Origin of the sequence: Pseudomonas chlororaphis, assembly GCA_001023535.1 — a bacterium.
GTDB classification, from domain to species: Bacteria; Pseudomonadota; Gammaproteobacteria; order Pseudomonadales; family Pseudomonadaceae; genus Aquipseudomonas; species Aquipseudomonas chlororaphis_E.
Window position 1 is genome coordinate 4090676 of record CP011020.1, and the last position, 26625, is coordinate 4117300.

The following is a 26625-nucleotide window of genomic DNA, read 5'->3' on the forward strand; positions in this document are numbered from 1 at the left end:
AATCATTGTGGCGAGGGGATTTATCCCCGTTGGGCTGCGAAGCAGCCCCGATAAAACAATCACTCGAATGTTCCTGATACACCGAGTGTCAGATTTTAGGGCTGCTGCGCACCCCAGCGGGGATAAATCCCCTCGCCACAGTGAATGCAGTGTTTGCAATATTTCATTTATCCCAGGAGGTTGGACACCCCTCGCAGCCCTCCATATTCGCATCCTGGAAATTGCCGTAGTGCTGGCGTGAGCCGCTCAGGTTGGCTTGCGCCAGGTTGCTTTCCCCCAGCTTGGCTTCTTGCAGGTTGGCGTCGCGCAAGTCGGCGGCCGTGAGGTCGGCCTTGCTCAGCCAGGCCATTTCCAGGTCGGCGGCCTGCAGGTTGGCGCCTTGCAGCCTGGCGCCGGACAGGCGGGCGAATTGCAGGTAGGCGGCGCTCAGGTCGGCCCGCTGGAACTGCGCGCCCTGGGCAAACAGCCCCCAACCCTGGATGGCCTTGAGCGTGGCGCCGCTGAAGTCGGCCAGGCGCAGGTTGCTTTGTTGCAGACTGGCGCGGGTCAGGTTGGCGCCTTGTAACTGGGCTTTCTCCAGGTTGGCCAGGTCCAGGCGTGCGTGCCGCAGGTCGGCATCGCGCAGATCGGCGCCACTGAGGTTCATTTTGCGCAAGTCCTGGTTCGCCAGCTTGGCGCCCCGCAGATGGGCGCCGGGGCATTGGCTGGATTCGGCGATGACGCAACCGTTGATCGTCAGAACGGTGTCAGAGTCGTCAGCCTGGGCAAAGGCGCCGACGAGCAGAAGCAGCAACGGTAAGAGTTTCATGGCATCAACTCAGGTAAGTGTGGGAGCGGGCTTGCTCCGGGCGGCGATCCGACGAAGACGTCGGCACAGTCAAAATCCATATCAACCGAACCACCGCTTTCGCGAGCAAGCCCGCTCCCACAGGGATGGCGTACAGGTCAGGAGTTATTTCTGCGCAGTTGCCTTGTCCCAACTCGGGATCTTGAACACCCAGAACGACCCGCCCTGGGCCACCGGCTTGGTCAGTTCGGCCATGTCGCCGCCCCACAACGGCACCGCGCCGCCATAGCCGACGGTGACGCCGATGTACTGCTCGCCATCCTGCTCCCAGGTGATGGGCGGGGAGACGATCCCGCTGCCGGTCTGGAATTTCCACAGCTCCTGGCCGGTCTTGGCATCGAAGGCCTTGAAGAACCCGTCGCCGGTGCCGGTGAACACCAGGTTGCCCTTGGTGGCCAGCACGCCGGCCCAGAGCGGCAAGGGCTCCTTGTGTTCCCAGACGACCTTGCCGGTGGTGGGGTTCATCGCCCGCAGGGTGCCGACGTGATCGTCGTACATGCGTTTGATGCGAAACCCCATGCCCAGGTAGGCCGAGCCTTTCTTGTAGTTCACTTCTTCGGTCCAGTACTCCTCCTTCCACTGATTGCCGGGCACGTAGAACAGCCCGGTGTCTTGGCTGTAGGCCATGGGGTTCCAGTTCTTGCCACCGAGGAACGGCGGCGAGACTTCCACCGGCTTGCCCTTGGTTTCGCCGGGCAGGGGCTTGGCCGGACGCTGGCCGGGGTTTTCCACCGGGCGGCCGGTCTTCAGGTCGATGTGGCTGGCCCAGGTGATGTTGTCGACGAAGGGAAAGGCGTTCTGCAGCTTGCCGTTGTGGCGGTCGACCACATAGAAAAAACCGTTGCGGTCGGCGTGGGCGGTGGCCTTGACCACCTTGCCGTCCTTGTCCTTGTAGTCGAACAGCACCAGCTCATTGTTGCCGGAAAAATCCCAGGCATCGTTGGGCGTGTGCTGGTAGAACCACTTCACTTCGCCGGTGCTCGGGTCGACGCCCACCTGGCCTGAGGTGTAGAGGCTGTCGTAATCGTGGGGGTTGCCGTCCTTGGCCGTGCGCGCCCAGGTGTTCCAGGGGCCGGGGTTGCCCGCGCCGACGATGATGGTGTTGGTCTCGGGGTCGAAGCTCGCACTCTGCCAGGGTGCGCCGCCGCCATGGCTCCAGGCTTCGACCTTGCCGGTCTCGGTGGTCTTGTCATCGGGCCAGGACGGTGCCTTGACGTCACCGGTGGGCGTGCTGTCCTTGCCGTTGAGGCGGCCCATGTGGCCTTCGACGAAGGGGCGCATCCAGACCTCTTCGCCGGTCTCCGGGTCGCGGGCGAACAACTGGCCGACCACGCCGAACTCGTCGCCGGAACTGCCGTGGATCAACAGCACCTTGCCGCTGGTCTTGTCTTTGATCAGCACCGGCGCGCCGGTCATGGTGTAGCCGCCGGCGTGGTCGCCGAACTTCTTGTTCCAGACCACCTTGCCGGTGTTTTTGTCCAGGGCGACCACCCGGGCGTCCAGCGTGCCGAAGTAGATCTTGTCGCCATAGATCGCCGCGCCACGGTTGACCACGTCGCAGCACGGACGGATGTTGTCCGGCAGCCGGTGGTTGTAGGTCCACAGGCGCTTGCCCGTCTTGGCATCGAGGGCAAAGACCCGCGAATACGAGCCGGTGACGTAGACCACGCCGTCGCTGACGATGGCCTGGGACTCCTGGCCGCGCTGCTTTTCGTCGCCGAAGGAGTAGGACCAGGCGGGGGTCAGCTTGAACACGTTCTTGTCGTTGACCTGGGCCAGCGGGCTCCAGCGCTGGGCGTTGGTGCCCATGCCGTACTGCAGGACATCCCGGGTGGTCAGGTGATCGTTGGCGATGTCTTCCCAGGTCACGCCCGGGGCGGTCGCGGCGGCGTGGGCCAGCGTGCCCAGCGTCAGGCTGCCGGCCAGCATCAGGGCCTGCACGGCAACGGCCAGGGGGGAGAAGGGGGGCAGTGTTCTTATTGTCATGGTAGCGATTCCCAGTGAGGTTTTGGCCTGACTAGGGTCGGTCGTGGCGATGCCTGGCCGATACGGAAAAAGTCCCGCCCTTGCCGGGAAGACTTCCCGATCCGGGTGTCTTTGCGACTTGCGTCGGAGGGCTTGCTACCAAGGAACTAGACCCCGGCCACCAAAGCAGCATTCGGCGGGGAACGGGCGCTTTCTAAGATGACGGCACGGCCTCTGCAGAGAGGTTTGCGTGCAATCTGAGAGGGCATAACAATGACAACAAAACGCAACGCCATCATCGCTAGCGCCTTACTGATGGGGCTGATCGGCGCAGGCCCGGTGTGGGCCCACGGCAACGTAGTGCCCCAGGCAGTGGAAACCAAAGGGCTGACCCCGGTCAAGGACAGCAACCTGCCGCTCGACGCCGACGGCTGGGCTTCCCAGAACCCTTATCGCAATTCCCCCGAGCGCGACAAAGCGGTGGAAATCGGTGCTTCGGCGTACAACCAGAACTGTGCGGCCTGCCATGGCCTGGAGGCCAAGTCTGGTGGCATCGCCCCGGACCTGCGCCTGCTCGATGCCGCCGAGGCCGGAGACGAATGGTTCGTCGAGCGCGTGCGCCACGGTGCCGTGCGCGACGGTCGGGTCTACATGCCGAAAATGGCCGACTACCTGAGCCAGGAGGCCTTGTGGGCGGTGCGCTCTTACCTGGACAGCGTGCACGTCGAGGAGTGACCGTCATGCGCCTGTTCGCGTGGGTGATATGCAGCCTGCTGCTGTGGGGCCAGGCGGTGCAGGCGCAGGTGCGCAGCTACGACCAGATGATCGCTGCCGGCGAGTTGAAGGTGGCGGTCTACAAGGACTTCGCCCCCTACAGCTTCGAAGACCAGGGCCAACCCAGGGGCGTCGACGTCGAGTTGGCGCAGGCCCTGGCCAAGGCCCTGGGCGTGCGCCTGCAATTGATCTGGGCGCCGCCGGGCGAGAAGCTCGATGACGACCTGCGCGACTACATCTGGCGCGCCAGCCCGCTGCACGACCGCCAGCTTGCCGACTTGATGATGCGGGTGCCCTACGATCACGACTACGTGCAAAAGCGCAACGATGTCGGTGAGCTGGAGAATGCCCAGGTGGTGATGTTCGGTCCCTATCAGCAGGAGTGCTGGCAGGTGGCGTTTGACCGTCGGCGCCTGGACTCGGTGGCGAGTGTCGCGGTGTTCCAGCAGCACCCCATTGGCGTGGAAGTGGACAGCGTGCCGTCGTTCTACCTGACGTCGGTGTTCAACGGCATGCTCAGCGCCAAAACCCATCATTACCCCGGCGTGAACCAGGCCTTCAAGGCCATGCAGGCCGGGGAGGTCGATGCGGTCATGGCCATGCGCGGGGAGGTTGACTGGCAGGTGCACCAGGCCGCCGACCCGCAACTGGCGCTGGCGGAAAACGCCTACCCGAACATGGGCAAGCAGCGTTGGGAAATCGGCATGGCGGTGCATGAAAGCAACCGCCAGTTGGCCTATGCGGTGGAAGAGGCCCTGGAGGGTCTGATCCGCGACGGCAGCCTCAAGGCCATCTATGCCCATTACGGCCTGCGGTATGACGTGCCGCAGATGTATCAGTAGGAGCGCAAGGGATGAAATGGCTCGTGTGTGGGCTGTTGGGGCTTGGCCTGCCGATGATGGGGCTGGCGGCCGTCGAGCCGGGAAAGGATCCGGTGCCGTCGGTGATGTGGGCGTTCTATCACAAGCAACTGCTGGGCGATGCGCCGTTCGTGTTCGACGATCGCGTCCGATTGGTGGCCCCGCCCTTTGCCGAAGATGCGCGCCAGGTGCCGCTGGAAATCGATGCCCGGGCCCTCGGCGCGGACGTGGTGCGGGTGTTGGCCTGGGCTGAACTGAACCCGTTGCCGAAAATCGTCGATTTCCAGCCGGTGGCGCGGGTGCAGCCCTGGCTGTCGATCCGCATTCGCATCGAGCAGGCCACGCCGTTGCGTGCCGCCGTGCAAACCCGCGATGGCCTGTGGCACGTCGGCTCGACCTTGATCGACGCGGCCGGTGGCGGTTGCACCGCGCCCAGCGTGGTGCGTACCCAGCCCGGTTGGGAAGAACACCTGGGCGAAGTGCTCGGGGCCCGCTATCCCCGGGGCGACAGCAGTCGCTTGCGTGTGCAGGTTGCCCACCCGATGGACAACGGCCTGGTGAGCGGTATCCCCGAGTTCTACCTCAACCAGGCCCAACTGCTGGGCGCCGACGGCGAGGCGTTGGCGCGCTTGGAGCTGTTCCCAGCCGTCAGCGAAAACCCCAACCTGGGTTTCGATATCCAAGGCCCGGGCCGCACCCGGTTATTGCTGCGTGACAACAGCGGCAATGCTTTCGAAGCGGCGATCCCCTGACCACAAGGAGTGCGCCATGCGCTGGTTGTTGCTGATCTTCATAGGCCTGTGCTGGCCGGCCTGGGCCGGCTCGGACTATGGGCTCAAGCCCCGGCAGATCGCTGCGGATACCTGGCTGCTGGAAGGCAGCACCGAGAACTTTGCCAAGGCCAACGGCGGCAACATCGTCAATACCGGTTTCATCGTCACCGACGCCGGTGTGGTGGTGATCGACACAGGGCCGTCCAAGCGCTACGGCGAGGCCCTGCGCCAGGCCATCTCGGCAACGACCGACAAACCGGTCATCCAGGTGCTGCTGACCCATCATCACCCCGATCATGTGCTCGGCAACCAGGCCTTCGGCGACGTGCCCATCGGCGCGCTGGCGGGCACCACGCAACTGTTGCGCGAGCAGGGCGATGCGCTGGCGGAGAACATGTACCGGTTGGTGGGCGACTGGATGCGCGGCACCGAAGTCCTGCTACCGACCCAGGTGCTGGAGCCTGGCCCGCTGCAGGTGGGCAATCATTCGTTGCGGCTGTTGCAGATGGCCGGGCACACCGGCGCGGACCTGGCGATCCTCGATGAAACCACGGGCGTATTGTTCGCCGGTGACCTGGTGTTCTACGAGCGCGCCCTGACCACTCCCAACAGCCCCGGACTCGATGTCTGGCTCCACGACCTGGACACCTTGCAGGCCTTGCCCTGGAAACTGATCGTGCCCGGCCACGGCCCGGTGGCAAGCGACAGCGACCCCTTTGTGCAGATGCGCGATTACCTCGGTTGGCTTGATCAACTGATGCGCGAAGGCGCCGCACGGGGCGACGACATGGCCGAGATGATCCGCAGCCCCATCCCCGAGCGCTTCGCCGCAATCAGCCTGAGCCGGTATGAGTTGATCCGCAGTGTCAGCCACCTGTATCCGCGGTATGAGCGGGCGGGGATGAAGCGGGTGGACAGCAAGCCTCGATAATCCCGTGGCGAGGGAGCTTGCTCCCGCTGGGGCGCGCAGCGGCCCTGAAAATATCCAGCCAAACCTGATAGCCCAAGGTGGGCCAAAAATGGGGGCTGCAGCGCAGCCCAGCGGGAGCAAGCTCCCTCGCCACGGGGATATGCTTGCTCCGGCCTGCGCATCACATGTACCAAGGAACTAGAAAACTCAACACAGCGGGCAATTGTTGGCAGGGGCTGCGGGCCCAAGAATCTGCGCCAGACCGGGAAAATTTCCCGGGTATAACAATAATCGCAGAGGTAGCCGTCATGACTCATCCCGCACGTCGCCAACCCTTCGCCGTGAGCTTGCTGCTCAGTGCCATGCTGCTGTCCGGTTCGGCCTTGGCCGCCGTGACCGATCAGGAAATTCTCCAGGACCCGAAAAACCCGCAGCAGGTCGTGACCAACGGCCTGGGCGTCCAGGGCCAGCGCTACAGCCCGCTCGCAACCCTCAACACCGACAACGTCAAGGATTTGCGCCCGGTCTGGGCCTTCTCCTTCGGTGGTGAGAAGCAGCGCGGCCAGCAGGCTCAGCCCATGATCAAGGATGGGGTGATGTACCTCACCGGTTCCTATTCGCGGGTGTTTGCCGTGGATGCGCGCACCGGCAAGAAACTCTGGCAATACGACGCGCGCCTGCCCGATGACATCCGCCCTTGCTGCGACGTGATCAACCGTGGCGTGGCGCTGTATGGCGACCTGGTGTTCTTCGGCACCCTCGACGCCAAGCTGGTGGCTTTGAACAAGGACACCGGCAAAGTGGTGTGGAGCAAGAAGGTCGCCGACCACAAGGAAGGTTATTCCATCAGTGCCGCGCCGCTGGTGATCAACGGCAAGCTGATCACCGGCGTGGCCGGTGGCGAGTTTGGCGTGGTGGGCCAGATCAGCGCCTTCGACCCGAAGAACGGCGAGCTGCTGTGGACCCGTCCGACTGTGGAAGGGCACATGGGCTATGTCTACAAGGACGGCAAGGCCATCGAGAACGGGATCTCCGGCGGTGAGGCCGGCAAGACCTGGCCCGGCGATCTCTGGAAAACGGGCGGCGCCGCGCCGTGGCTGGGCGGCTACTACGACCCGGAAACCAACCTGCTGCTGTTCGGCACCGGCAACCCGGCGCCGTGGAACTCCCACCTGCGCCCTGGCGATAACCTCTATTCCTCGTCGCGCCTGGCCCTGAACCCGGACGATGGCAGCATCAAGTGGCACTTCCAGAGCACGCCGCACGATGGCTGGGACTACGACGGCGTCAACGAGCTGATCTCGTTCAACTACAAGGAAGGCGGCAAGGACATCAAGGCGGCAGCCACGGCCGACCGCAACGGCTTTTTCTATGTGCTCGATCGCACCAACGGCAAGTTCATCCGTGGCTTCCCGTTCGTCGACAAGATCACCTGGGCCACGGGCCTGGATAAGGACGGACGGCCGATCTACAACGAAGCCAGCCGTCCGGGCGCGCCGGGCAGCGAGGCCAAGGGCAGCTCGGTGTTCGTCGCACCGGCGTTCCTGGGGGCGAAGAACTGGATGCCGATGGCGTACAACCAGGACACCGGCTTGTTCTATGTGCCTTCCAACGAGTGGGGCATGGACATCTGGAACGAAGGCATCGCCTACAAGAAGGGCGCGGCGTTCCTCGGGGCCGGGTTCACCATCAAGCCGCTGAACGAAGACTACATCGGCGTGCTGCGGGCCATTGACCCCAAGACCGGCAAGGAAGTCTGGCGCCACAAGAACTTCGCGCCACTGTGGGGCGGGGTGCTCACCACCAAGGGCAACCTGGTGTTCACCGGCACGCCTGAAGGCTTCCTCCAGGCCTTCAATGCCAAGACCGGCGAGAAGGTCTGGGAATTCCAGACCGGTTCCGGCGTGCTGGGCTCACCGATCACCTGGGAAATGGACGGCGAGCAGTACGTCTCCGTGGTCTCGGGCTGGGGCGGCGCGGTGCCGCTGTGGGGGGGCGAAGTCGCCAAGCGGGTGAAGGACTTCAACCAGGGCGGCATGCTTTGGACCTTCAAGTTGCCGAAGGACTTGGTGGCCAAGCACTGAGCCAACTCTGGCAAGTGCAGAACCTGTGGGAGCGAGCTTGCTCGCGATGGGGCCAGAACATCCTGCATTGATGTTGACTGATCCGCCGCCATCGCGAGCAAGCTCGCTCCCACAAAAAAGCCCGGCTCATCCTCAGATCGCGGCAAAACCTACGACCAAATAACGAGAGCTTCCCTGCCAACGACGCATTCGTCCGCCGCACGGGGCTCTCTACCATCGGCCTATCGCCTGTCCCGTGACAGGCATCGACCAGGCAGAGGCCCATCATGATCTACGCACAACCCGGAACCCCAGGCGCCGTCGTTTCCTTCAAGCCGCGCTACGGCAACTTCATCGGCGGCGAGTTCGTCGCGCCCGTCCACGGCGAATATTTCACCAACACCTCGCCGGTCAATGGCGAAGTCATCGCCGAATTTCCTCGCTCCAGCGCCGCCGACATCGACAAGGCCCTGGACGCCGCCCATGCCGCCGCCGACGCCTGGGGCAAGACCTCGGTCCAGGACCGCTCGCGGGTGCTGTTGAAAATCGCTGACCGTATCGAACAACACCTGGAACTGCTGGCGGTCAGCGAGACCTGGGACAACGGCAAGGCCGTGCGCGAAACCCTCAACGCCGACGTGCCGCTTTCAGCCGACCATTTCCGTTATTTCGCCGGCTGCATCCGGGCCCAGGAGGGCGGCGCCGCCGAGATCAACGAGCTGACCACCGCCTACCATTTCCACGAACCGCTGGGCGTGGTCGGGCAGATCATCCCGTGGAACTTCCCACTGCTGATGGCCGCCTGGAAACTCGCCCCGGCCCTGGCGGCCGGCAACTGCATCGTGCTCAAGCCGGCGGAACAGACGCCGCTGTCGATCACGGTGTTCGTCGAGCTGATCGCCGACCTGTTGCCGCCCGGCGTGCTGAACATTGTCCATGGTTTCGGCCGCGAAGCCGGTGAAGCCCTGGCCACCAGCAAGCGCATCGCCAAGATCGCCTTCACCGGTTCCACCCCGGTCGGCTCGCACATCATGAAATGCGCCGCCGAGAACATCATCCCGTCCACCGTGGAGCTGGGCGGCAAGTCGCCGAACATCTTCTTCGAGGACATCATGCAGGCCGAGCCGACCTTCATCGAAAAGGCCGCCGAAGGCCTGGTGCTGGCGTTCTTCAACCAGGGCGAGGTCTGCACCTGCCCGTCTCGCGCCCTGGTGCAGGAATCGATCTACGCGCCGTTCATGGCCGAGGTGATGAAGAAGATCGCCAAGATCAAGCGTGGCAATCCCCTGGACACCGAAACGATGGTCGGCGCCCAGGCCTCGCAGCAGCAATACGACAAGATCCTGTCGTATCTGGACATTGCCCGGGAAGAGGGCGCCGAACTGCTCACCGGTGGCGCGGCCGAGCGCCTGGAAGGTGACTTGTCGAGCGGCTATTACATCCAGCCGACCCTGCTCAAGGGCCACAACAAGATGCGCGTGTTCCAGGAAGAAATCTTCGGCCCGGTGGTGGGCGTGACCACCTTCAAGGACGAAGCCGAAGCCCTGGCGATCGCCAACGACACCGAGTTCGGCCTCGGCGCCGGCCTGTGGACCCGCGACATCAACCGCGCCTACCGCATGGGCCGGGCGATCAAGGCCGGCCGCGTCTGGACCAACTGCTACCACCTGTACCCGGCACATGCCGCGTTCGGTGGCTACAAGAAGTCGGGCGTAGGGCGTGAAACCCACAAGATGATGCTCGATCACTACCAGCAGACCAAGAACCTGCTGGTGAGCTACGACGTCAATCCGCTGGGGTTTTTCTAGTAAACCCTGTGGGAGCGGGCTTGCCCGCGAAGGCGTCAGTAGATTCAGCACTTCTGCAAGCTGAACCACCGCCTTCGCGAGCAAGCCCGCTCCTACAATTGAGTGTTGTGTGATGCCTGAAATCGCTACCAACGCACCCCGCCCACCGCTGCGAAAGTAGCATTCGAACCCAGGGCGCACCGTGCATTAATGAGTCACCGGAATCGTCCGGTACAAGAAGAGGAAAGACCCATGTGGACTAAACCCGCGTACACCGACCTGCGTATTGGCTTTGAAGTGACGATGTACTTCGCCAACCGATGAGTGCCGGCCCGGTCTGGCGCGTCCAGGCCGGGCTACCCATTGGTCTGATTGCATTCACGGCGGGATGCTTTAGGCTCAGAGTATCCCCGGACAATAACAACAGGCTTACCAATGAGCCACGCCCCTGCAAAGATGAGTCTCAGCCCGCTGCGCAAGTTCGTTTCTCCTGAAATCATGTTCGGCGCCGGATGCCGACACAATGTTGGCAACTACGCCAAGACCTTTGGTGCGCGCAAGGTCCTGATCGTGACCGATCCCGGCGTGATCGCCGCCGGCTGGGTGGCCGATGTCGAGGCCAGCCTCCAGGCCCAGTCCATCGACTATGCCCTCTACAGTGCGGTCTCGCCCAACCCCCGGGTCGAGGAAGTGATGCTCGGTGCCGAGCTGTACCGGGAGAACCACTGCGACGTCATCGTCGCGGTCGGCGGCGGCAGCCCGATGGATTGCGGCAAGGCCATCGGCATCGTCGTTGCCCATGGCCGCAGCATTCTCGAATTCGAAGGCGTCGACACCCTGCATGTGCCCAGCCCGCCGTTGATCCTGATTCCCACCACCGCCGGCACTTCGGCCGACGTGTCGCAGTTCGTGATCATCTCCAACCAGCAGGAACGCATGAAGTTTTCCATCGTCAGTAAGGCGGCGGTGCCGGATGTGTCGCTGATCGACCCGGAAACCACCCTGAGCATGGACCCGTTCCTGTCGGCCTGTACCGGCATCGACGCGCTGGTGCATGCCATCGAGGCGTTCGTGTCCACCGGCCACGGGCCATTGACCGACCCCCATGCGCTGGAGGCGATGCGCCTGATCAACAGCAACCTGGTGCAGATGATCGCCAACCCGGCGGACGTCGCGCTGCGGGAAAAGATCATGCTCGGCAGCATGCAGGCCGGGCTGGCGTTCTCCAATGCGATCCTGGGCGCGGTGCACGCGATGTCCCACAGCCTGGGCGGCTTCCTCGACTTGCCCCACGGGTTGTGCAACGCAGTGCTGGTGGAACACGTCGTGGCGTTCAACTACAACTCGGCGCCGGAGCGCTTCAAGGTGATCGCCGAGACGCTGGGCATCGATTGCCGTGGGCTCAATCACCGGCAGATCCGCAGCCGGCTGGTGGAACACCTGATCGCGCTCAAGCGCACCATCGGTTTTCACGAAACCCTGGGCCTGCACGGCGTGAGCACCTCGGACATCCCGTTCCTGTCGCAGCATGCGATGCACGATCCCTGCATCCTCACCAACCCTCGGGAGTCGAGCCAACGGGATGTCGAGGTCGTCTATGGCGAAGCCCTCTGACGAGCAGCAAAAGGCCCTGGCCGGTTTGCTCGGGCTGGGCAATCACTCCACGCGCAAGAGCCATTACCCCGAGCTGGCGGCGCGTCTCGATGAGCTGGAGTTGGCCCGCCAGCGCTTGCAGCAACTCAATGACCAACTGGAGCAACGGGTGGCTGAACGCACCGATGCGCTGTTGGAAGCCAACCACAACCTGCAACAGCAGATCGCCCAGCGCGAGCGGGTCGAGCGGCAATTGCGCGACGCCCGGGACGCGGCCCAGGCCGCCAACCGCAGCAAGGACAAATACCTGGCCGCCGCCAGCCATGACCTGCTGCAACCGCTCAACGCCGCGCGCCTGTTGATCGCCACGCTGCGCGAGCGGCAACTGCCCGCCACCGAGCGGGTGCTGGTAGAGCGCACTCACCAGGCCCTGGAAGGTGCAGAAGACCTGCTCACCGACCTGCTGGACATTTCCCGCCTGGACCAGGCCGCCGTCCGGCCCGACCTGGCGCCGTATCGGCTGGACGAGCTGCTGGCGCCCCTGGCCTCGGAGTTTCAATCGGTGGCCGGGGCGGCGGGGCTGGAGCTGCGGGTGCGATTCGCCGACGAGGCGGTCATGACCGACCTGCGGCTGCTGACCCGGATCCTGCGTAACCTGCTCAGCAACGCCTGCCGCTACACCGACCAGGGCGGCATTCTCCTGGCGGCGCGGCGCCGGGCAGGGCGCTTGAGCCTGGAGGTGTGGGACACCGGGCGCGGCATCGCCGCCGATTGCCTGGAATCGATCTTTCTCGAATTCAACCAATTGGATGTCGGCCGAGCGGCCGATCGCAAGGGGGTAGGCCTGGGGCTGGCGATTGTCGAGCGCATCGCCCACATCCTTGGCTACCGGGTCCAGGTTCGCTCGCGTCCGGGACGGGGTTCGGTGTTCAGCATCGAGGTGCCGCTCTCCACTGAGAAACCGTTGCCTGTGTCGCAGATGCCCGTCCAGGTGGTGACCGGCAATCCGCTACCGGGCCGTCGGCTGCTGGTGATCGACAACGAACTGAGCATCCTGCAGAGCATGGCCGCGTTGCTGGGGCAGTGGGGGTGCGAAGTGTTGACCGCCACCGACGAAGCGGGCGCCATCGACGTGTTGCAAGGGCGTGCGCCGGAGCTGATCCTGGCGGATTTTCACCTCGATCATGGGGTGGTGGGCTGTGAAGTGGTCAGGCGCTTGCGCGAGCACTTCAGCCGGGCGATCCCGGCCGTGATCATCACCGCCGACCGCAGCGACCAATGCCGCCGCGCCCTGCGCAAACTGGAAGCGCCGTTGCTCAACAAACCGGTCAAGCCGGGCAAGTTACGGGCGGTGTTGAGCCAGTTGCTCGGCTAGCGCGGTGTACTCATCCCCTGCGACGGATCCCTGTAGGCGCGAGCTTGCTCGCGAAAGCGGAGGGTCAGTCAACGAGATGTCGGATGTGCAGCCATCTTCGCGGGCAAGCCCGCTCCCACAATGAATAGGCGTCGGACACGCCATCCGGGTCGGCCGAAGAACCTGTGGGAGCAACTGTCTTACCTCTACCACCCGTCACCGCCATTCAGTGCCGTCTCGAAGCATGGCATTCAGTCTGATTAGCAATATTCGCATGCAGGCGATGAGCGCGACTTTCGCGCTCTTGCCTCGCCCTCGAAGTGCTTCGTACCGGGCCTTGAAGTCGGCGTGATAGCGGATGACAACCCAGCACGACATATAAAGCGCACGTCTGACCCGCGCTCTTCCTCCGTAAATCTGACGTTTGCCGCTGTGATTGCCACTGTCGTCGTTGTAGGGGGCGATTCCCGCCAGGGACGCGATCTCTCTGCGATCAAGCTCACCGAGCTCAGGCAGGTAAACCAACAAACTAGCAGTCGCCACAGTGCCGATCCCTTTAACTGATGTGAGTCGGTCGGCTTTCTCCGCATCCAGCTTACGCATGCTTTGATTAATGGCTTTGCCAAACTGCTTGATTTGGATTTGCAGGTAGCGAATATGATCTTTGATCACCTCGATAACCGCCGGAAGCTGAGCCTGCTGTAGCCGGCGCTTGTTGTCATCTCGTTGCTGGACGAAGTGTTCGCGCAGCTGAATCAGCTCCCGCAGTGCTTCACGCTCAGGTGAAATGGGCTTTTCGTGAGACGCATGCAGAGCTTCGGCAAAATCGGCAAGAACAGCCGCATCGATGGGGTCGGTCTTGGCATTCTTGCCCATTGCTACGGCGAAGGCTCTAGCCCGACGAGGGTTGATCCTGAGCACATTGAAACCTGCCTCCTGCAGTGCTGCCATAACCTTTCGTTCATAGCCGCCCGTGGCTTCCAGTAACACCCGGCCAATCGTGTACGGGCTTAGCTGTTCGACCAGTTGTGCAAAACCCTCAGGCGTATTGGGGACCTCGTAGCCTTGGTTCTGTGGTCGAACCCAAACGACGAGATTTGATTTGGATATATCGATACCGACCCAGGAAATCATGGCAAAACCCTCTTACACTCAGAAATGAGAGTGCTCTGGCTTTGCCCACGCTTGTGATTCGAGTGCCGCTCGTCCAACTGTTCGGGCTTATGGGCCAGAGTAGAAAGGTAGATGGCAGCTTTGCTCCCACTCGTGCTTCAAGCACCGCGGACTCACAGCTTGCCATCTACCCCTCTCACCCCAGAGTTTATTCCCTTACTCAGACACAAGCGGGCTTGCCCGCGAAGGCGGCGGTCCATTCGACATCCCTGTGTCAGATACACCGCTTCGCGAGCAAGCTCCAACAGGGGGATTTCTGGGGCTTCAGCTTTGCTTGGAGCCTGCGCCAATCTGCCAGACATACGGCGGCTCGGTGCCGTTGATTTCCCAGTCGCCGAGGATGCGTTCCTTGTAGATCAGCGGGTTGTGCGAGGCGGCGGTGCGTGCGTTGCGCCAATGGCGGTCGAGGGCCTTGGTGGTGCTGGTGGCGGAGGCGCCAAGGGCGTTGAACAGGTCGCTGGTGGCGCGCAGGATCAGGTCGGCGATGACCACCTGGGCCTGGGCCGACTCCAGTTCGGCGGCGATGTTGGCGGTGTGTTCAGCCTTGGCGTCCTGGCTGAACCGGCTCTCGTAGGCCCGCTGAGCGGCGCTCGCCGCTCGCAGCGCGGTGGCTTCGGCGGCATAGACCTGGGCCGAGGCCTTGCCGATCACTTGTTGCACCTGGACGTCCTGGCTCACTGTGCTGGCGTTGCCGGTACTGAAAATTCGCGTGCGTGCGCGTACGTTTTCGGTGAAGTCATGGACCGCGGCACGGCCGGCACCGGCCTGCACCGCCAGCAGGACCAACTGGTAGAACGCGGTCTGGTACTTGAAGCGGGTGGAGAAGTCGATGATGTGTTCAGCCTCGACCCAGGCCTGCTCGAAGACCGTGGTGCCGCTGCCGGTGGTGCGTTGGCCGAAGCCGTCCCAGTCGTCGCTCAGCTTGACGCCCGGTTGGTGCACGTGGACGGCGGCGATCACGTCGGTGCCGTCGTCATCGCGCTGGGCGTACACGTCGATCCAGTCGGCAAAGATGCTGCCGGTGCTGTAGTACTTGGTGCCGTTGACCTGCCATCGATCGCCATGACGAGACACCCGGGTGATGACGTCGCCGATCTTCACCGCGCCGATTTCAGTCCAGGCGTTGCCCACCAGGTCACCCTCGACGAAGCGCTTGAACCAGGTGTCTTGTGGCTCCGCCGCATGGGCATTGAGGCGATCCTCGACAAAGGCGAAATGTCCGCGCAAGGCCTGTGGCAGGTTGGAATCGGCTTCGGCCAGTTCGATCAGCAACTGCAACAGCTGCGGCAACGAGGCCCCGGCACCGCCATATTCGACCGGCACGCGCACGGCGCCAAAACCGGCCTCCTTCAGCCATTGCACCTGCTCAAAGGGCAGGCTGCGGGTTTGCTCACGCTCCAGCGCGCCGGCCTGGATGCGCACGAAGATCGGCCGGAATCGCTCGGCCAGGGCTTCATAGTCGGTACCGCTGGAAAGGGTCGGGGGCAGGTGTTGTTGCTGTGCAGTCATGGTGGTGTTCCTTCGATGGCGAGTAGGCGAGTGCCGGCTAACGGGGTGAGCGAGGAGGTCGCTCACTGACGGGCCGTGCTTGTCAGTGGCCATTGCACAGTCCATGCCCGTCGACCAACCCCCCATAAATGCGGGCCCCATTCGCGGTCGAGGGCAACGCGACTGTCCTCCCGCGAACAATCTGTTGCGCCACTGTGCGCCGGGCAACAGCCATCGCCCAGGCCTGTCGAGCGCCGGGTGTTCGTGGGGCAACAGTGGATCAACAGCTTGTCTGTCGAGCGACAGCGAAGTGATTCGTCTGGATGTGTTAACTGGCTGAATATAAAGAAAATATTCAACTGGCACGGTTGCTGCTCTACACCTTGTGCAGACGCTGAAGGGGCGTCTACCGGCAAGGGATAACGGATGAGCAAGCAATTTAACGTGGTGGCGGTGTCCGGCAGTGTGCAGCAACCCTCGCGCACCCTGGCACTGGTCAAGGCACTGGTGGAAAGCCTGGGTCGGCAACGGCCGATCGAGGTACGCCTGATCGAGTTGGCGAAGGTCGGTCCGCAGTTCGCCGGGGTGTTGCGGCGCGAGGCCTTGCCCGCTGCCGTGCAGGCGGACCTGCAAGCCATTGAAAGCGCCGATCTGCTGATCGCCGCGAGCCCTGTCTACCGGGCTTCCTACACCGGGCTGTTCAAGCACCTGTTCGACTTCGTGCATCACGAAGCCTTGAAGAACGTGCCGGTGCTGGTGGCCGCCACGGGAGGCTCCGAGCGCCATGCCTTGGTCATCGATCACCAGTTGCGGCCATTGTTTGGGTTCTTCCAGGCCCTGACCTTACCGGTGGGGGTCTATGCCTCTGAAACGGATTTCAGCCATTACCGAATCGCCAACGCGCAATTGCTGGAACGTATCGAGCGCGCGGCCGAGGCCGCGTCCCTCAGCCTTGCCGTGGATGTGCGGCGCAACGCCAGCGCCGCCTGACAACCGCTTTCTTTCTATGAGCCGTGGAGTACATGCAATGAGCCAGGACACAATCAAGTTCGCCTACTGGGTGCCCAACGTCAGCGGTGGGCTGGTGGTCAGCAAGATCGAACAACGCACCGATTGGGGCATCGACTACAACCGCAAGCTGGCGCAGATCGCCGAAGCGGCGGGGTTCGACTACGCGTTGTCCCAGGTCCGTTTCACCGCCGGCTACGGGGCCGAATACCAGCATGAGTCCGTGGCGTTCAGTCACGCCCTGCTGGCCGCCACCACACGCCTGAAAGTCATCGCCGCGGTGCTACCGGGGCCATGGACGCCGTCGGTGCTGGCCAAGCAGATTGCGACCATCGACCACCTGACCGGCGGCCGCGTGGCGATCAACGTGGTGTCCGGCTGGTTCAAGGGGGAGTTCACCGCCATCGGTGAGCCGTGGCTGGAGCATGACGAGCGCTACCGGCGTTCCGAAGAATTCATCACCTCCCTCAAGGGCATCTGGACCACCGACAACTTCACCTTTCGCGGTGACTTCTACCGCTTCCACGACTACACCCTCAAGCCGAAACCGTTGCAACAGCACCCGGAAATCTTCCAGGGCGGCAGCTCTCGCGCCGCGCGGGACATGGCCGCGCGCGTGTCCGACTGGTACTTCACCAATGGCAATACCGTGGAAGGCGTCAAGGCCCAGATCGATGACCTGCGGGCCAAAGCCGCCGCCAACCAGCACACGGTCAAGGTCGGGGTGAACGCATTCGTCATCGCCCGCGACACCGAGGAGGAAGCCCGTGCGGTACTCGCGCAGATCATCGAGCAGGCTGACCCGGAGGCAGTGAACGCCTTTGGCGACGCGGCCAAGCAGGCCGGCAAGTCGAGCCCGGAAGGCGAGGGCAACTGGGCCAAGTCCAGTTTCGAGGACCTGGTGCAGTACAACGATGGCTTCAAGACCAACCTGATCGGCACGCCACAGCAGATCGCCGAACGCATCGTCGCGCTCAAGGCCGTGGGGGTCGACCTGGTGCTCGCCGGCTTCCTGCACTTCCAGGAAGAGGTCGAATATTTCGGGCGCAAGGTCTTGCCGCTGGTGCGTGAACTGGAACAACGCAAGGCCGCCACCCGAACGGCGGCGGTGGCGTAGGCGCGGAGGCGAACATGGGGACGCTCACCGATACACACGACGACTCGCCGTCCAGTTTGCACCAGTGGTTGCAGCGCCAGGCGCGGCGGCATGGTGCCGACGTCGCCCTGCGCCACAAGCACCTGGGCATCTGGCAGGTGCGGACCTGGGGCCAATTGGGCGACGAGGTGCAGCGCCTGGCCGCTGCCTTGCAGGCTCGGGGGTTCTCGGTGGGCGCGACGCTGACGATCATCAGCCGGCCCCGTCCGCAAGCGCTGCTCGCGGCCTTGGCTGCGCAATGGCTGGGTGGCGTGGCGAGCCTGTTCGATCCACTGGAACCGGCGCCTGAGCAGACGCAGTTACTCGGCGCCCTGCAACCGGATTTCGTCCTGGTGGAGGGCGCCGAGGAAATCCTGCGCCTGCAAGCGGCATCGGTAACGGCGCAGGTATTGGTGTACCTCGATCCGCGCGGGCTGCCCCAGGCCCTGCCAGCGGTGCAGGCGTTGGATTACGCGACGCTGGTGGCCCACCAGTCGACTGCCAGTCAGGCGCCGCCCACGTACGCTCAGCCAACGGCCTTCGTGTTCTTTCGCCAAGGTGCGCAGGGCCCTGAGCAGCAATGTCTCAGCCACGCCGAACTGTTGCAGGACGGCGAACGCCTGGTGACGCGTGAAGCCCTCGGGCGGCAGGACGAAGCGCTGGCTGCCCGTGCGTTTGCCTCGGGCGGACAAGCCCGCTACTTGTTGGCGCCATGGCTGGTGGCGGGTTTTTGCCTGAATTTTCCTGAGAGCCTGGCCACCCGTGATCGTGACCGGCGCGAGCTGGGCCCGACGCTGGTGGCCGGGACGCGGGACACCTACGAGCGCTTGCACGGGTACGTGCTGGAGCGCTTGCCCAAGCCTGGTGGCTGGGCGCGCAGGCTGGTGGATTGGGCGTTGGCGCCAGCGCCAGGCGTGTTGCAACGGCAGTTGGGAGGCTGGTTGGTCCGCCGGCCATTGCGCGACGTGCTCGGGTTTACCCGTACCCGCATTCCGTTGGTCGTGGGGGAAGCCTTGCGGCCCGAGACCCAGGCGTTTTTCCAGCGCTTGGGGATCCAGGTTCGCCACTGGGGTGATGTCCCTCATTGGCAAGCACCGCCAACCCCTGTGGAACTGACTCCCGATGATTGGCGCGAGCGCCAGTCGCAACTGGCTTGAGGGGCCGCGCCGATGACAAACACTGTCGCCACGCATGTGCTGGAACTGGAACATATTTCGTTGTCATTCAAGGGCGTCAAAGCCGTCACCGACATCAGTTTCCGAGTAGCCACGGGTGAAATCTGCGCCCTGATCGGGCCCAACGGGGCCGGCAAGAGTTCGTTGTTGAACGTCATCAGTGGCGTCTACCAGGCCCAGGCCGGGTGCATCCGCTTCGACCACCAGGAGCGGCGCAGCATGCGCGCTCGCGACGTGGCGGTACGCGGCATTGCCCGGACGTTCCAGAACATTGCGCTGTTCAAGGGCATGAGCGTGCTCGACAACGTGCTCACCGGGCGTCACCTCAAGCGTCGCAGCAGCTGGATCGAACAAGCCCTGCGCATCGGCCGGGCGCGGGACGAGGACGATCGGCAGCGCGAAGCGGCAGAGCGGGTGATCGAGTTCCTTCACTTGCAGCCGTGGCGCGACGTGCTGGTCGGCACCTTGTCCTACGGCTTGCAGAAGCGGGTGGAACTGGCTCGCGCCCTGGCGGCGGAGCCTCGGCTGTTGCTGCTGGATGAACCCATGGCCGGGATGAATGCCGACGAGAAGCAGCAGATGAGCCGGTTCATTGTCGACATCAACCGTGAGCTGGGCACCACCGTGGTGTTGATCGAGCACGACATCGGCGTCGTCATGGACATCAGCCACCACGTGGTGGTGCTGGACTACGGTCGCAAGGTCGGTGACGGCACGCCCGACGCGGTACGGCAGAACCCCGAGGTCATTTCGGCCTACCTGGGCACTCGCCACTGACATTCACTATTGGAGGCTTTCCCGACCGGGAAGGCAGGCAAGTTGTGCCCGCAGAACAGGAACAGGCATGGAATTTTTCTTTGAAGTATTGATTGGCGGGTTGCTGGCAGGGGTGATGTACGCCCTGGTCGCCATCGGCTTCGTGCTGATCTACAAGGCCTCCGGGGTGTTCAATTTTGCCCAGGGCGCCATGGTGCTGTTTTCCGCGCTGACCTTCGTCAGCCTCCTGGAGCGCGGCGTGCCTTTCTGGCTGGCGTTCCTCATCAGCCTGGCGGCGATGGTGCTCATCGCCGTGGCGGTGGAGCGCGTGGTGCTGCGCCCACTGGTCAACCGTTCGCCCATCACGCTGTTCATGGCCACCCTCGGGCTGTCCTACGTCATCGAAGGCTTCGCCCAGGCGCTGTGGGGCGCGCAGGTGCATGGCCTGGAACTGGGCATCAGCGACGAGCCGCTGGAACTGGGCGGGCTGTTGCTGTCGCAGTTCGACCTGTTCGCCGCACTGACGGCGGCGTCGCTGGTGCTGGTGCTGTCGTGGCTGTTCAACCGCACCCGGCTGGGCCTGGCGCTGCGAGCGGTGGCCGATGATCCGCTGGCGGCGCTGGCCGTGGGGATCCGCTTGCAGCGCGTGTGGGTGGTGGTGTGGTCGGTGGCGGGGTTTGTCGGGCTGGTCGCCGGCCTGCTCTGGGGCGCTCGCCTGGGGGTGCAGTTTTCGCTGTCGCTGGTGGTGCTCAAGGCGTTGCCGGTGCTGATCATCGGCGGCTTCACGTCCATTAGCGGCGCGATTGTCGGCGGGCTGATCATCGGTGCCTCGGAAAAACTGGCGGAGGTGTACCTCGGACCGGTGATCGGCAGCGGTATCGAGAACTGGTTCCCCTACGTGCTGGCGCTGCTGTTCCTGTTGGTGCGTCCGGCGGGGTTGTTTGGCGAACGTGCCATCGAGCGAGTCTAGAAGGGGGAGCACCATGTTCTATCGAGAAGCCGGCCAGTTCACGACGCGCTATGCCGAAGGCCGCCGTGTCTTCGCCCTGCGCCAGGATCGCCACGGGCTCGTCGCCTTGCTGCTGGTGGCTTTCATCGGCGTGCCCTGGCTCGGCAACGACTATTGGCTCAGCGCGATCCTGATTCCGTTCCTGGTGCTGTCCCTGGCCGGCCTGGGGCTGAACCTGCTGACCGGTTACGCCGGGCAGTTGTCGCTCGGTTCCGCGGCGTTCATGGCGGTGGGGGCCTTTGCCACCTACAACCTGGAAATACGCGTCAGCGCCTTGCCATTGCTGGTCAGTATCGCGCTGGGTGGCTTGACGGCGGCACTGGTGGCGCTGGTGTTCGGCTTGCCCAGTCTGCGCATCAAGGGCTTCTATCTGCTGGTCTCGACCCTGGCGGCGCAGTTTTTCGTGACCTGGGCGCTGACCCGCTATAGCTGGTTTTCCAACAATAGCGCCTCGGGCGTCATCAGCGCGCCGCCGCTGAGCGTGTTCGGCTGGAACCTGGACGCCCCGGCCGGGCGCTACCTGCTCACCCTGAGTGTGGTGGTGGCGTTGTTCTGGCTGGGCAAGAACCTGGTGCGCAGCGAACTGGGGCGCAGTTGGATGGCGGTGCGCGACATGGACGCCGCTGCTGCGATCATCGGGATTCCATTGGCGAAGACCAAATTGCTGGCCTTCGCCATCAGCGGATTTTTCCTCGGGGTGGCCGGTGCGCTCTGGGCCTTCGCGTACCTGGGCACGGTGGAGCCCCATGGGTTCGATCTCAATCGTTCGTTCCAGATCCTGTTCATCATCATTATCGGCGGCCTCGGCAGCTTGCTGGGCAACTTCCTCGGCGCCGCGTTCATCGTCCTGTTTCCCATCCTGCTCTCGAACCTGGCGGCGCTGCTGCCCGGCGGGCTGATCGACGCCGGCCAGGTGGAGAACCTGCAGAAGATGATCTTCGGTGCCCTGATCATCCTGTTCCTGATCAAGGAACCAGAAGGCCTGGCGCGCCTCTGGCGGCGCTTGCGCGAACGCGCGCGGCGATGGCCGCTGCGCTACTGAAGGACGTGCACCTACCCATTTTCGCAGTGACTGATACCTACAAGGAAAACCCGATGTTCAAACGATCACTCGCCAGCCAACTGGCATTGGCGCTCAGCCTCACCGTCGCGGCCTTCACTGTCCAGGCGGACAACGAGCAGTACTTCCCGCTGCAAAGCTATCGCGTCGGCCCTTACGCGGCCGGTGGGAGCGGGTTTTTCGGCGGCTTTATCGACTACCTCAAGTACGTCAATGCCAACGGCGGCGTGAACGGCGTCAAGCTGACCTGGAGCGAATGCGAAACCGAGTACGTGGTGGAAAAAGGCGTCGAATGCTACGAGCGCCTGAAGAAAGGCTTGAACGGCGCGCCGGCAGCGGCGACCAACCCGTTATCGGTGGGCATCGCCTACGCCACGCTGGAACGTTCGACAGCCGACAAACTGCCGCTGATCACCATCAACCACGGGCGCACGGATTCCACCGACGGCAGCGTGTTCCCGTACGTTTTCCCGTTGCAGTTGAACCCGTATTCCGAGGTGTCGGCGATCATCAACTACATCGGTCAGCGGGCCGGTGGGCTGGATAAGCTCAAGGGTTTGAAGATCGTCACCCTGTACCACGGCTCGCCCTACGGCAAGGAAACCAACGAGGTCTTGCAGACCCTGGCCGACAAGTACGGCTTTGCGTTGACCCTGCTGGAAGTGCCGCACCCGGGCAACGAACAGCAATCGCAATGGTTGAACATCCGCCGGGAAAAACCCGATTGGGTGATCCTGCGCGGCTGGGGCGTGATGAACCCGGTGGCGTTGAAGACCGCGCAGAAAGTCGGTTTCCCGGCCGATCACATCATCGGCAATATCTGGAGCAACTCCGAGGATGACGCCGCGCCAGCCGGTGCCGCCGCCAAGGGCTTCATCGCCATCACCACGCACCCTTCGGGCACTGACTTCCCGGTCCTGCAGGGCATCAAGCAACAAGTGGTCGACGCAGGTCACGGCGACCTGGCCGACCCCAAGCGGTTCGGCACCGTGTATTACAACCTGGGCGTGGTCAACGGCATCCTCAACGTCGAAGCCGTGCGCATCGCCCAGGAGAAGTTCGGCAAGCAGCCGTTGACCGGTGAGCAAGTGCGCTGGGGCTTCGAGCACCTCAAGCTCGACGACGCCCGGCTCAAGGAATTGGGAGCGCTAGGGCTGGTGCAACCGTTGCAATTGTCGTGCTCGGACCATGAAGGCGGTGGCGCGGTGCGCTTCCAGCAATGGGACGGCAGCCAATGGAAGCTGATCAGTGACTGGGTGCAGGCCGACCGTGCCTTGCTGCGGCCGATCATCGAAGCGTCGTCCCATCAGTACGCCCGGGAAAAGGGCCTGACCCCGCGTGATTGCAGCAAGGAATCCTGAGGCATCAAGGCGATCGGCGCATGTGCGTCCGGTCGCCCCTGGACGAGGTGAAACCCCATGACGATCAACACGCCGATCCTGCAGATCGATGACATTGAAGTGCTCTACGAACAGACCATCCTGGCGGTGCGCAACGTCTCGCTGACGGTGCCGACCGGGCAGGTGGTGGTGCTGTTGGGGGCCAATGGCGCGGGCAAGAGCACCACGTTGAAGGCAGCGTCCAACCTGGTACGCGCCGAAAAGGGCGAAGTGGTGCGCGGACGGATCGTTTATCAGGGCGCGGAGGTGACCCACAGTGCCCCTCACACCCTGGCGGCGAACGGCCTGGTGCAGGTGCTGGAGGGCCGGCATTGCTTTGCCCAACTGACCGTGGAGGAAAACCTTTTGGCCGGTGCCCTGGCGCGCCAGGCTCCGCGGCGCCAGTTGCTGGCCGACCTGGAGTGGGTCTATGGTCATTTCCCGCGCCTGAAGCTGCGGCGCAACAGCCTGGCCGGCTACACCTCCGGCGGCGAGCAACAGATGATCGCCATCGGCCGCGCGTTGATGGCCAAGCCGCGATTGGTCTTGCTGGACGAGCCGTCGATGGGGCTGGCCCCGCGGGTCGTCGAGGAGATCTTCGCCATCATTCACCAGCTCAACCGGCATGACGGCGTCAGCTTCCTGGTCGCCGAGCAGAACATCAACGTTGCCCTGCGTCACGCGCACTACGGCTATGTGTTGGAAAGCGGTCGCGTGATGAGCGAAGGCAGCGCCGGGCAACTGGCGGCCCGCAGCGATCTCCAGGATTTCTACCTGGGCGCGCGGACCGGTGGCGCGGGGCGCCAGGCTGTGAGTGCCGGTGCGGTTTCAGGTTGACAGGTTGATCACCTGGCCGTCCCGGGTGTCGAGTGGGGAGCGACGTCGGTTGACCACCAGTTCGCCGATCTTGATCAGCAGGCTGCGGGTGACATTGCGGCTGAGCCCCAACAGTTGCGCGGTATGGACCTGGTTGCAGTTGGCGTAGCGGTAGGCGGCGCGCAACAGCTCGGCTTCGACCTTTTCATGCAAGTCGCCCTGTTCCTGTTCGAGCAGTTTTTCCAGGGCTCTTTGCAACAGCGCCTCGGGGTCTTGCGGCAGGCACGCCTGGGTGGTGTCCTGGCGTTCGATGCGCAGGTTCGACAAATGCAGGTCCTGCACGCCGATCACCCGGTGACGGCAGATCAGCAAGGTGTGATGGATGACATTTTCCAGCTCACGGATGTTGCCTGGCCAGGAATAGTCGAGCAGTTTGCGCTGAGCCTGGGCGTCCAGGGTCACGTCGCCGAGGCCGAGCTTGCGGCTGTACTCGGCGATGAAATGGCGGATCAGCGGCAGGATGTCGCCGGGCCGTTCGCGTAGCGGCTTGAGCACCAGGGTGACCACGTTGAGGCGGTAGTAGAGGTCTTCGCGAAAATGCCCGGCGTTGATGGCTTTTTCCAGCTGTACGTTGGTGGCCGCGAGGACCCGCACGTTGATCCTGATGCTCTTGCGCGAACCCAGGCGTACCACCTCGCGCTCTTGCAGCACGCGGAGCAACTTGACCTGGATGGGCAGCGGCAGGTCACCGATTTCATCGAGGAACAGCGTGCCGCCATCGGCTTCCTCGAACCAGCCGGCCTTGGCGGTCAGCGCGCCGGTGAAGGCACCTTTCTCGTGCCCGAACAGTTCGGCTTCGACCAGCGTTTCGGAAAAGGCCCCGCAGTTGACCGCAATGAACGGCTTGTCGCGGCGGGCGCTGAGGTTGTGCACGTGGCGGGCCACCAATTCCTTGCCGGTGCCGGTCTGGCCGATGATCAGCACGCTGGCGTCACTGGGTGCGACTTGTTGCAAATGAGCCAGCAAGGCACGAGAGCTGGGGTCCTCGAAGACCTGGGCCGTTGCGCGGATCGACGTGGCCAGGCTGGGGGAGGGGGGGAGCGTGAGGAGTTGCATGACGATGGCACCCGTTGATGAGATTGAGGTCGGGTGAGGACCAACACTCCTTGATGGCAGCACCCCGCGAGCCATTCGGCTTAAGATTTAATCTAAATGATCTAAGAAATTGTTAATAAATAACCTTTAGTTATTTGCTTAAAGCCATCGCCACGCGGCGACGCGGTGTCGGTCAGATCGTTGCAAAGGAGACTGTCTGTAAAAACATTTATTGACTAAAAGAAATTATCGGATAATTATTTCCCTGCATCTGCTTTCACGCAGAGTCACTGTTCAGGGGCAACCCCGATGAGTCAGAACACCCTGCCAACCTTGGCAAGCCTTTACGTCGAGGCCAACGAATCTTCCTTGCACGCCGCCCGCCACGGGCCATTGCTCATGCAGGGCTTTCCCGCCGAACCCCACCACCGCGTCACCTGGAACAACTGGATGCGGCCCCCGTTCAACCAATGGGGGTTTCGCAACCTGGCACGCCTGCGTCCCACCATCGACGTGCAGGCGGGCTGCGGGCCGGTCAGTGAGTTCAAGCAGGCGCCACAGCCCTTGGACAAGCTGCACTTCGACAGCGAATGCGGCTTGAGCATCAGCGTGATCGACCACCTGGTCGCCAGCCAGACCGACGCCTTCCTGGTGCTGCAGGGCGACACGGTGCTATATGAGCGCTACTTCAACGGGCAGCGTCCCGAGGACCGGCACGTCATGTTTTCGGTGACCAAGTCGCTGGTCGGCACCTTGGGCGAGCAACTGGTGTGCGACGGTGTGCTGGACCCGACATTACCCGCTGCCTTCTACGTGCCGGAGCTGGCGGGCAGCGCGTTCGGCGATGCCACCGTGCGCCAGTTGTTCGACATGGCGGTGGGTATCGACTACAGCGAAGTCTACGAAGACCCGGATTCCGAGAGCTCCCAGTACGGCTATGCCTGCGGGTTCCAGCCGGCGCCGGCGCAATACGCGCAGTTCGAGTCGCTGTATCAGTTCCTGCCGTCCCTGAAAAAGCGCGGCCAGCACGGCGGCTTCTTCAGCTACGTGACGGCGACCACCGAAGCCTTGGCCTGGGTCATGGAGCGGGCCAGTGGCAAGGCCTGTCACCAGTTGCTGCAAACCGTATGGCGCCAGTTGGGCTGCGAGCGCGACGGCTACTTCATGGCCGATCCGTGGGGCCGCAGCGTGGCCGGCGCCGGTTTCAGCGCGACGTTGCGGGACATGGCGCGTTTCGGACGCCTGCTGGCCAACGACGGCCGCCAGGGCGAACGACAACTGCTCTCGGCCGAGACGGTGGCCCGCATCGCCGCCGGTGCCGACCCGGCGGTCTATGCCACGTCAGCCGACTTCCACGCCTGGACCCCCGGCGCGTCCTACCGCAGCCAGTGGTACGTCTTCAACGACCACAGCCAGGCGATCATGGCCGGTGGCATTCATGGCCAATACCTGTTTGTCGACAAACCTTCCGGCGTGGTGATCGTCAAGCAGTCTTCGCTGGATGACGCCATCGGCCCGTTCGACACCGACAGCGTACGCATGCTGCGAGCCATCGCCGCGCAACTGCGCGATTGACCCGCGCCCGACGATAAGAAACCTGCGTTC

At 63.5% G+C, this 26625-nt stretch carries 22 protein-coding genes; 17 read left to right on the plus strand and 5 right to left on the minus strand.

The genetic code is table 11. From position 1 onward, the window contains the following. Positions 1-163: 163 nt before the first annotated feature. Together VM99_17915 and VM99_17920 are read right to left on the minus strand one after the other, a co-directional pair. On the minus strand, positions 164-808 hold the full coding sequence (locus VM99_17915; GenBank protein AKJ99853.1) for a pentapeptide repeat-containing protein: 645 nt from the start codon (positions 806-808) through the stop codon (positions 164-166). 144 nt (positions 809-952) lie between these two features. Next, positions 953-2833: a quinonprotein alcohol dehydrogenase gene (locus VM99_17920; protein ID AKJ99854.1), complete on the minus strand. Its 1881-nt coding sequence runs from the start codon at positions 2831-2833 to the stop codon at positions 953-955. A 252-nt stretch (positions 2834-3085) separates the two neighbouring features. Between VM99_17920 and VM99_17925 the strand changes: the two genes are divergently transcribed. From VM99_17925 to VM99_17960, 8 genes are all read left to right on the plus strand, one after another. Further along, positions 3086-3547, plus strand: a complete 462-nt coding sequence (locus tag VM99_17925; protein ID AKJ99855.1) for a cytochrome C — start codon at positions 3086-3088, stop codon at positions 3545-3547. Between the two features lie 5 nt (positions 3548-3552). Next, complete coding sequence (locus VM99_17930) at positions 3553-4428, plus strand: amino acid ABC transporter substrate-binding protein (GenBank protein AKJ99856.1); 876 nt, start codon at positions 3553-3555, stop codon at positions 4426-4428. A gap of 11 nt (positions 4429-4439) precedes the next feature. Continuing rightward, positions 4440-5198 carry a sulfur oxidation protein SoxZ gene (locus VM99_17935; protein ID AKJ99857.1) on the plus strand — a complete coding sequence of 253 codons (759 nt, stop codon included), beginning with the start codon at positions 4440-4442 and terminating at the stop codon, positions 5196-5198. Between the two features lie 16 nt (positions 5199-5214). After that, positions 5215-6150, plus strand: a complete 936-nt coding sequence (locus VM99_17940) for a beta-lactamase (GenBank protein ID AKJ99858.1) — start codon at positions 5215-5217, stop codon at positions 6148-6150. A gap of 287 nt (positions 6151-6437) precedes the next feature. Continuing rightward, a complete protein-coding gene (locus VM99_17945; protein ID AKJ99859.1) occupies positions 6438-8213 on the plus strand; it encodes a dehydrogenase in 1776 nt (591 codons plus the stop codon). A gap of 266 nt (positions 8214-8479) precedes the next feature. Beyond that, the gene (locus VM99_17950) at positions 8480-10000 is read left to right on the plus strand and encodes an aldehyde dehydrogenase (GenBank protein ID AKJ99860.1); all 1521 of its coding nucleotides are present in this window, start codon (positions 8480-8482) and stop codon (positions 9998-10000) included. Positions 10001-10414: 414 nt separating this feature from the next. Then, the gene (locus VM99_17955; protein ID AKJ99861.1) at positions 10415-11593 is read left to right on the plus strand and encodes an alcohol dehydrogenase; all 1179 of its coding nucleotides are present in this window, start codon (positions 10415-10417) and stop codon (positions 11591-11593) included. Continuing rightward, the gene (locus VM99_17960) at positions 11577-12947 is read left to right on the plus strand and encodes a histidine kinase (GenBank protein ID AKJ99862.1); all 1371 of its coding nucleotides are present in this window, start codon (positions 11577-11579) and stop codon (positions 12945-12947) included. The genes VM99_17955 and VM99_17960 overlap by 17 nt, the downstream gene beginning before the upstream one ends. Positions 12948-13142: 195 nt before the next feature. On the opposite strand, the gene VM99_17965 is transcribed toward VM99_17960, so the two are convergent. Then, complete coding sequence (locus tag VM99_17965; GenBank protein AKJ99863.1) at positions 13143-14060, minus strand: transposase; 918 nt, start codon at positions 14058-14060, stop codon at positions 13143-13145. 303 nt (positions 14061-14363) lie between these two features. Beyond that, complete coding sequence (locus VM99_17970; protein AKJ99864.1) at positions 14364-15608, minus strand: monooxygenase; 1245 nt, start codon at positions 15606-15608, stop codon at positions 14364-14366. 405 nt (positions 15609-16013) lie between these two features. Here VM99_17970 and VM99_17975 point away from each other — a divergent pair, with 405 nt between their 5' ends. The 8 genes from VM99_17975 (at position 16014) to VM99_18010 (ending at position 23946) form a co-directional block, all read left to right on the plus strand. Continuing rightward, entirely contained in the window at positions 16014-16577 is a 564-nt protein-coding gene (locus VM99_17975) for an NADH-dependent FMN reductase (GenBank protein AKJ99865.1), read from the plus strand. 37 nt (positions 16578-16614) lie between these two features. Then, a complete protein-coding gene (locus VM99_17980) occupies positions 16615-17712 on the plus strand; it encodes an alkanesulfonate monooxygenase (protein AKJ99866.1) in 1098 nt (365 codons plus the stop codon). A gap of 14 nt (positions 17713-17726) precedes the next feature. Further along, on the plus strand, positions 17727-18887 hold the full coding sequence (locus VM99_17985; protein AKJ99867.1) for a long-chain fatty acid--CoA ligase: 1161 nt from the start codon (positions 17727-17729) through the stop codon (positions 18885-18887). Positions 18888-18899: 12 nt separating this feature from the next. Continuing rightward, complete coding sequence (locus VM99_17990; protein ID AKJ99868.1) at positions 18900-19682, plus strand: ABC transporter; 783 nt, start codon at positions 18900-18902, stop codon at positions 19680-19682. Between the two features lie 67 nt (positions 19683-19749). Continuing rightward, positions 19750-20631 (plus strand): ABC transporter permease, encoded by an 882-nt coding sequence (locus VM99_17995; GenBank protein AKJ99869.1) that lies wholly within the window; start codon positions 19750-19752, stop codon positions 20629-20631. Between the two features lie 13 nt (positions 20632-20644). Continuing rightward, the gene (locus VM99_18000) at positions 20645-21712 is read left to right on the plus strand and encodes an ABC transporter permease (GenBank protein ID AKJ99870.1); all 1068 of its coding nucleotides are present in this window, start codon (positions 20645-20647) and stop codon (positions 21710-21712) included. Positions 21713-21765: 53 nt separating this feature from the next. Beyond that, a complete protein-coding gene (locus VM99_18005; protein ID AKJ99871.1) occupies positions 21766-23091 on the plus strand; it encodes an ABC transporter permease in 1326 nt (441 codons plus the stop codon). 57 nt (positions 23092-23148) lie between these two features. Then, entirely contained in the window at positions 23149-23946 is a 798-nt protein-coding gene (locus tag VM99_18010) for a branched-chain amino acid ABC transporter ATP-binding protein (protein ID AKJ99872.1), read from the plus strand. On the opposite strand, the gene VM99_18015 is transcribed toward VM99_18010, so the two are convergent. Next, a complete protein-coding gene (locus VM99_18015) occupies positions 23938-25041 on the minus strand; it encodes a Fis family transcriptional regulator (GenBank protein ID AKJ99873.1) in 1104 nt (367 codons plus the stop codon). The two genes, VM99_18010 and VM99_18015, sit on opposite strands and share 9 nt — an antisense overlap. Positions 25042-25329: 288 nt before the next feature. Between VM99_18015 and VM99_18020 the strand changes: the two genes are divergently transcribed. Beyond that, positions 25330-26595: a hydrolase gene (locus VM99_18020; GenBank protein AKJ99874.1), complete on the plus strand. Its 1266-nt coding sequence runs from the start codon at positions 25330-25332 to the stop codon at positions 26593-26595. The last annotated feature ends 30 nt before the right edge of the window (positions 26596-26625 follow it).

Coding starts and splice junctions, on each gene's coding strand:
- VM99_18010 (AKJ99872.1), top strand. CDS start 23,149: ATGACGATCAACACGCCGATCCTGCAGATCGATGACATTGAAGTGCTC.
- VM99_17920 (AKJ99854.1), bottom strand. CDS start 2,833: ATGACAATAAGAACACTGCCCCCCTTCTCCCCCCTGGCCGTTGCCGTG.
- VM99_17925 (AKJ99855.1), top strand. CDS start 3,086: ATGACAACAAAACGCAACGCCATCATCGCTAGCGCCTTACTGATGGGG.
- VM99_17990 (AKJ99868.1), top strand. CDS start 18,900: ATGACAAACACTGTCGCCACGCATGTGCTGGAACTGGAACATATTTCG.
- VM99_17955 (AKJ99861.1), top strand. CDS start 10,415: ATGAGCCACGCCCCTGCAAAGATGAGTCTCAGCCCGCTGCGCAAGTTC.
- VM99_18020 (AKJ99874.1), top strand. CDS start 25,330: ATGAGTCAGAACACCCTGCCAACCTTGGCAAGCCTTTACGTCGAGGCC.
- VM99_17980 (AKJ99866.1), top strand. CDS start 16,615: ATGAGCCAGGACACAATCAAGTTCGCCTACTGGGTGCCCAACGTCAGC.
- VM99_17970 (AKJ99864.1), bottom strand. CDS start 15,608: ATGACTGCACAGCAACAACACCTGCCCCCGACCCTTTCCAGCGGTACC.
- VM99_18005 (AKJ99871.1), top strand. CDS start 21,766: ATGTTCAAACGATCACTCGCCAGCCAACTGGCATTGGCGCTCAGCCTC.
- VM99_17940 (AKJ99858.1), top strand. CDS start 5,215: ATGCGCTGGTTGTTGCTGATCTTCATAGGCCTGTGCTGGCCGGCCTGG.
- VM99_17965 (AKJ99863.1), bottom strand. CDS start 14,060: ATGATTTCCTGGGTCGGTATCGATATATCCAAATCAAATCTCGTCGTT.
- VM99_17995 (AKJ99869.1), top strand. CDS start 19,750: ATGGAATTTTTCTTTGAAGTATTGATTGGCGGGTTGCTGGCAGGGGTG.
- VM99_17935 (AKJ99857.1), top strand. CDS start 4,440: ATGAAATGGCTCGTGTGTGGGCTGTTGGGGCTTGGCCTGCCGATGATG.
- VM99_17915 (AKJ99853.1), bottom strand. CDS start 808: ATGAAACTCTTACCGTTGCTGCTTCTGCTCGTCGGCGCCTTTGCCCAG.
- VM99_17975 (AKJ99865.1), top strand. CDS start 16,014: ATGAGCAAGCAATTTAACGTGGTGGCGGTGTCCGGCAGTGTGCAGCAA.
- VM99_17960 (AKJ99862.1), top strand. CDS start 11,577: ATGGCGAAGCCCTCTGACGAGCAGCAAAAGGCCCTGGCCGGTTTGCTC.
- VM99_17930 (AKJ99856.1), top strand. CDS start 3,553: ATGCGCCTGTTCGCGTGGGTGATATGCAGCCTGCTGCTGTGGGGCCAG.
- VM99_17950 (AKJ99860.1), top strand. CDS start 8,480: ATGATCTACGCACAACCCGGAACCCCAGGCGCCGTCGTTTCCTTCAAG.
- VM99_18015 (AKJ99873.1), bottom strand. CDS start 25,041: ATGCAACTCCTCACGCTCCCCCCCTCCCCCAGCCTGGCCACGTCGATC.
- VM99_17985 (AKJ99867.1), top strand. CDS start 17,727: ATGGGGACGCTCACCGATACACACGACGACTCGCCGTCCAGTTTGCAC.
- VM99_17945 (AKJ99859.1), top strand. CDS start 6,438: ATGACTCATCCCGCACGTCGCCAACCCTTCGCCGTGAGCTTGCTGCTC.
- VM99_18000 (AKJ99870.1), top strand. CDS start 20,645: ATGTTCTATCGAGAAGCCGGCCAGTTCACGACGCGCTATGCCGAAGGC.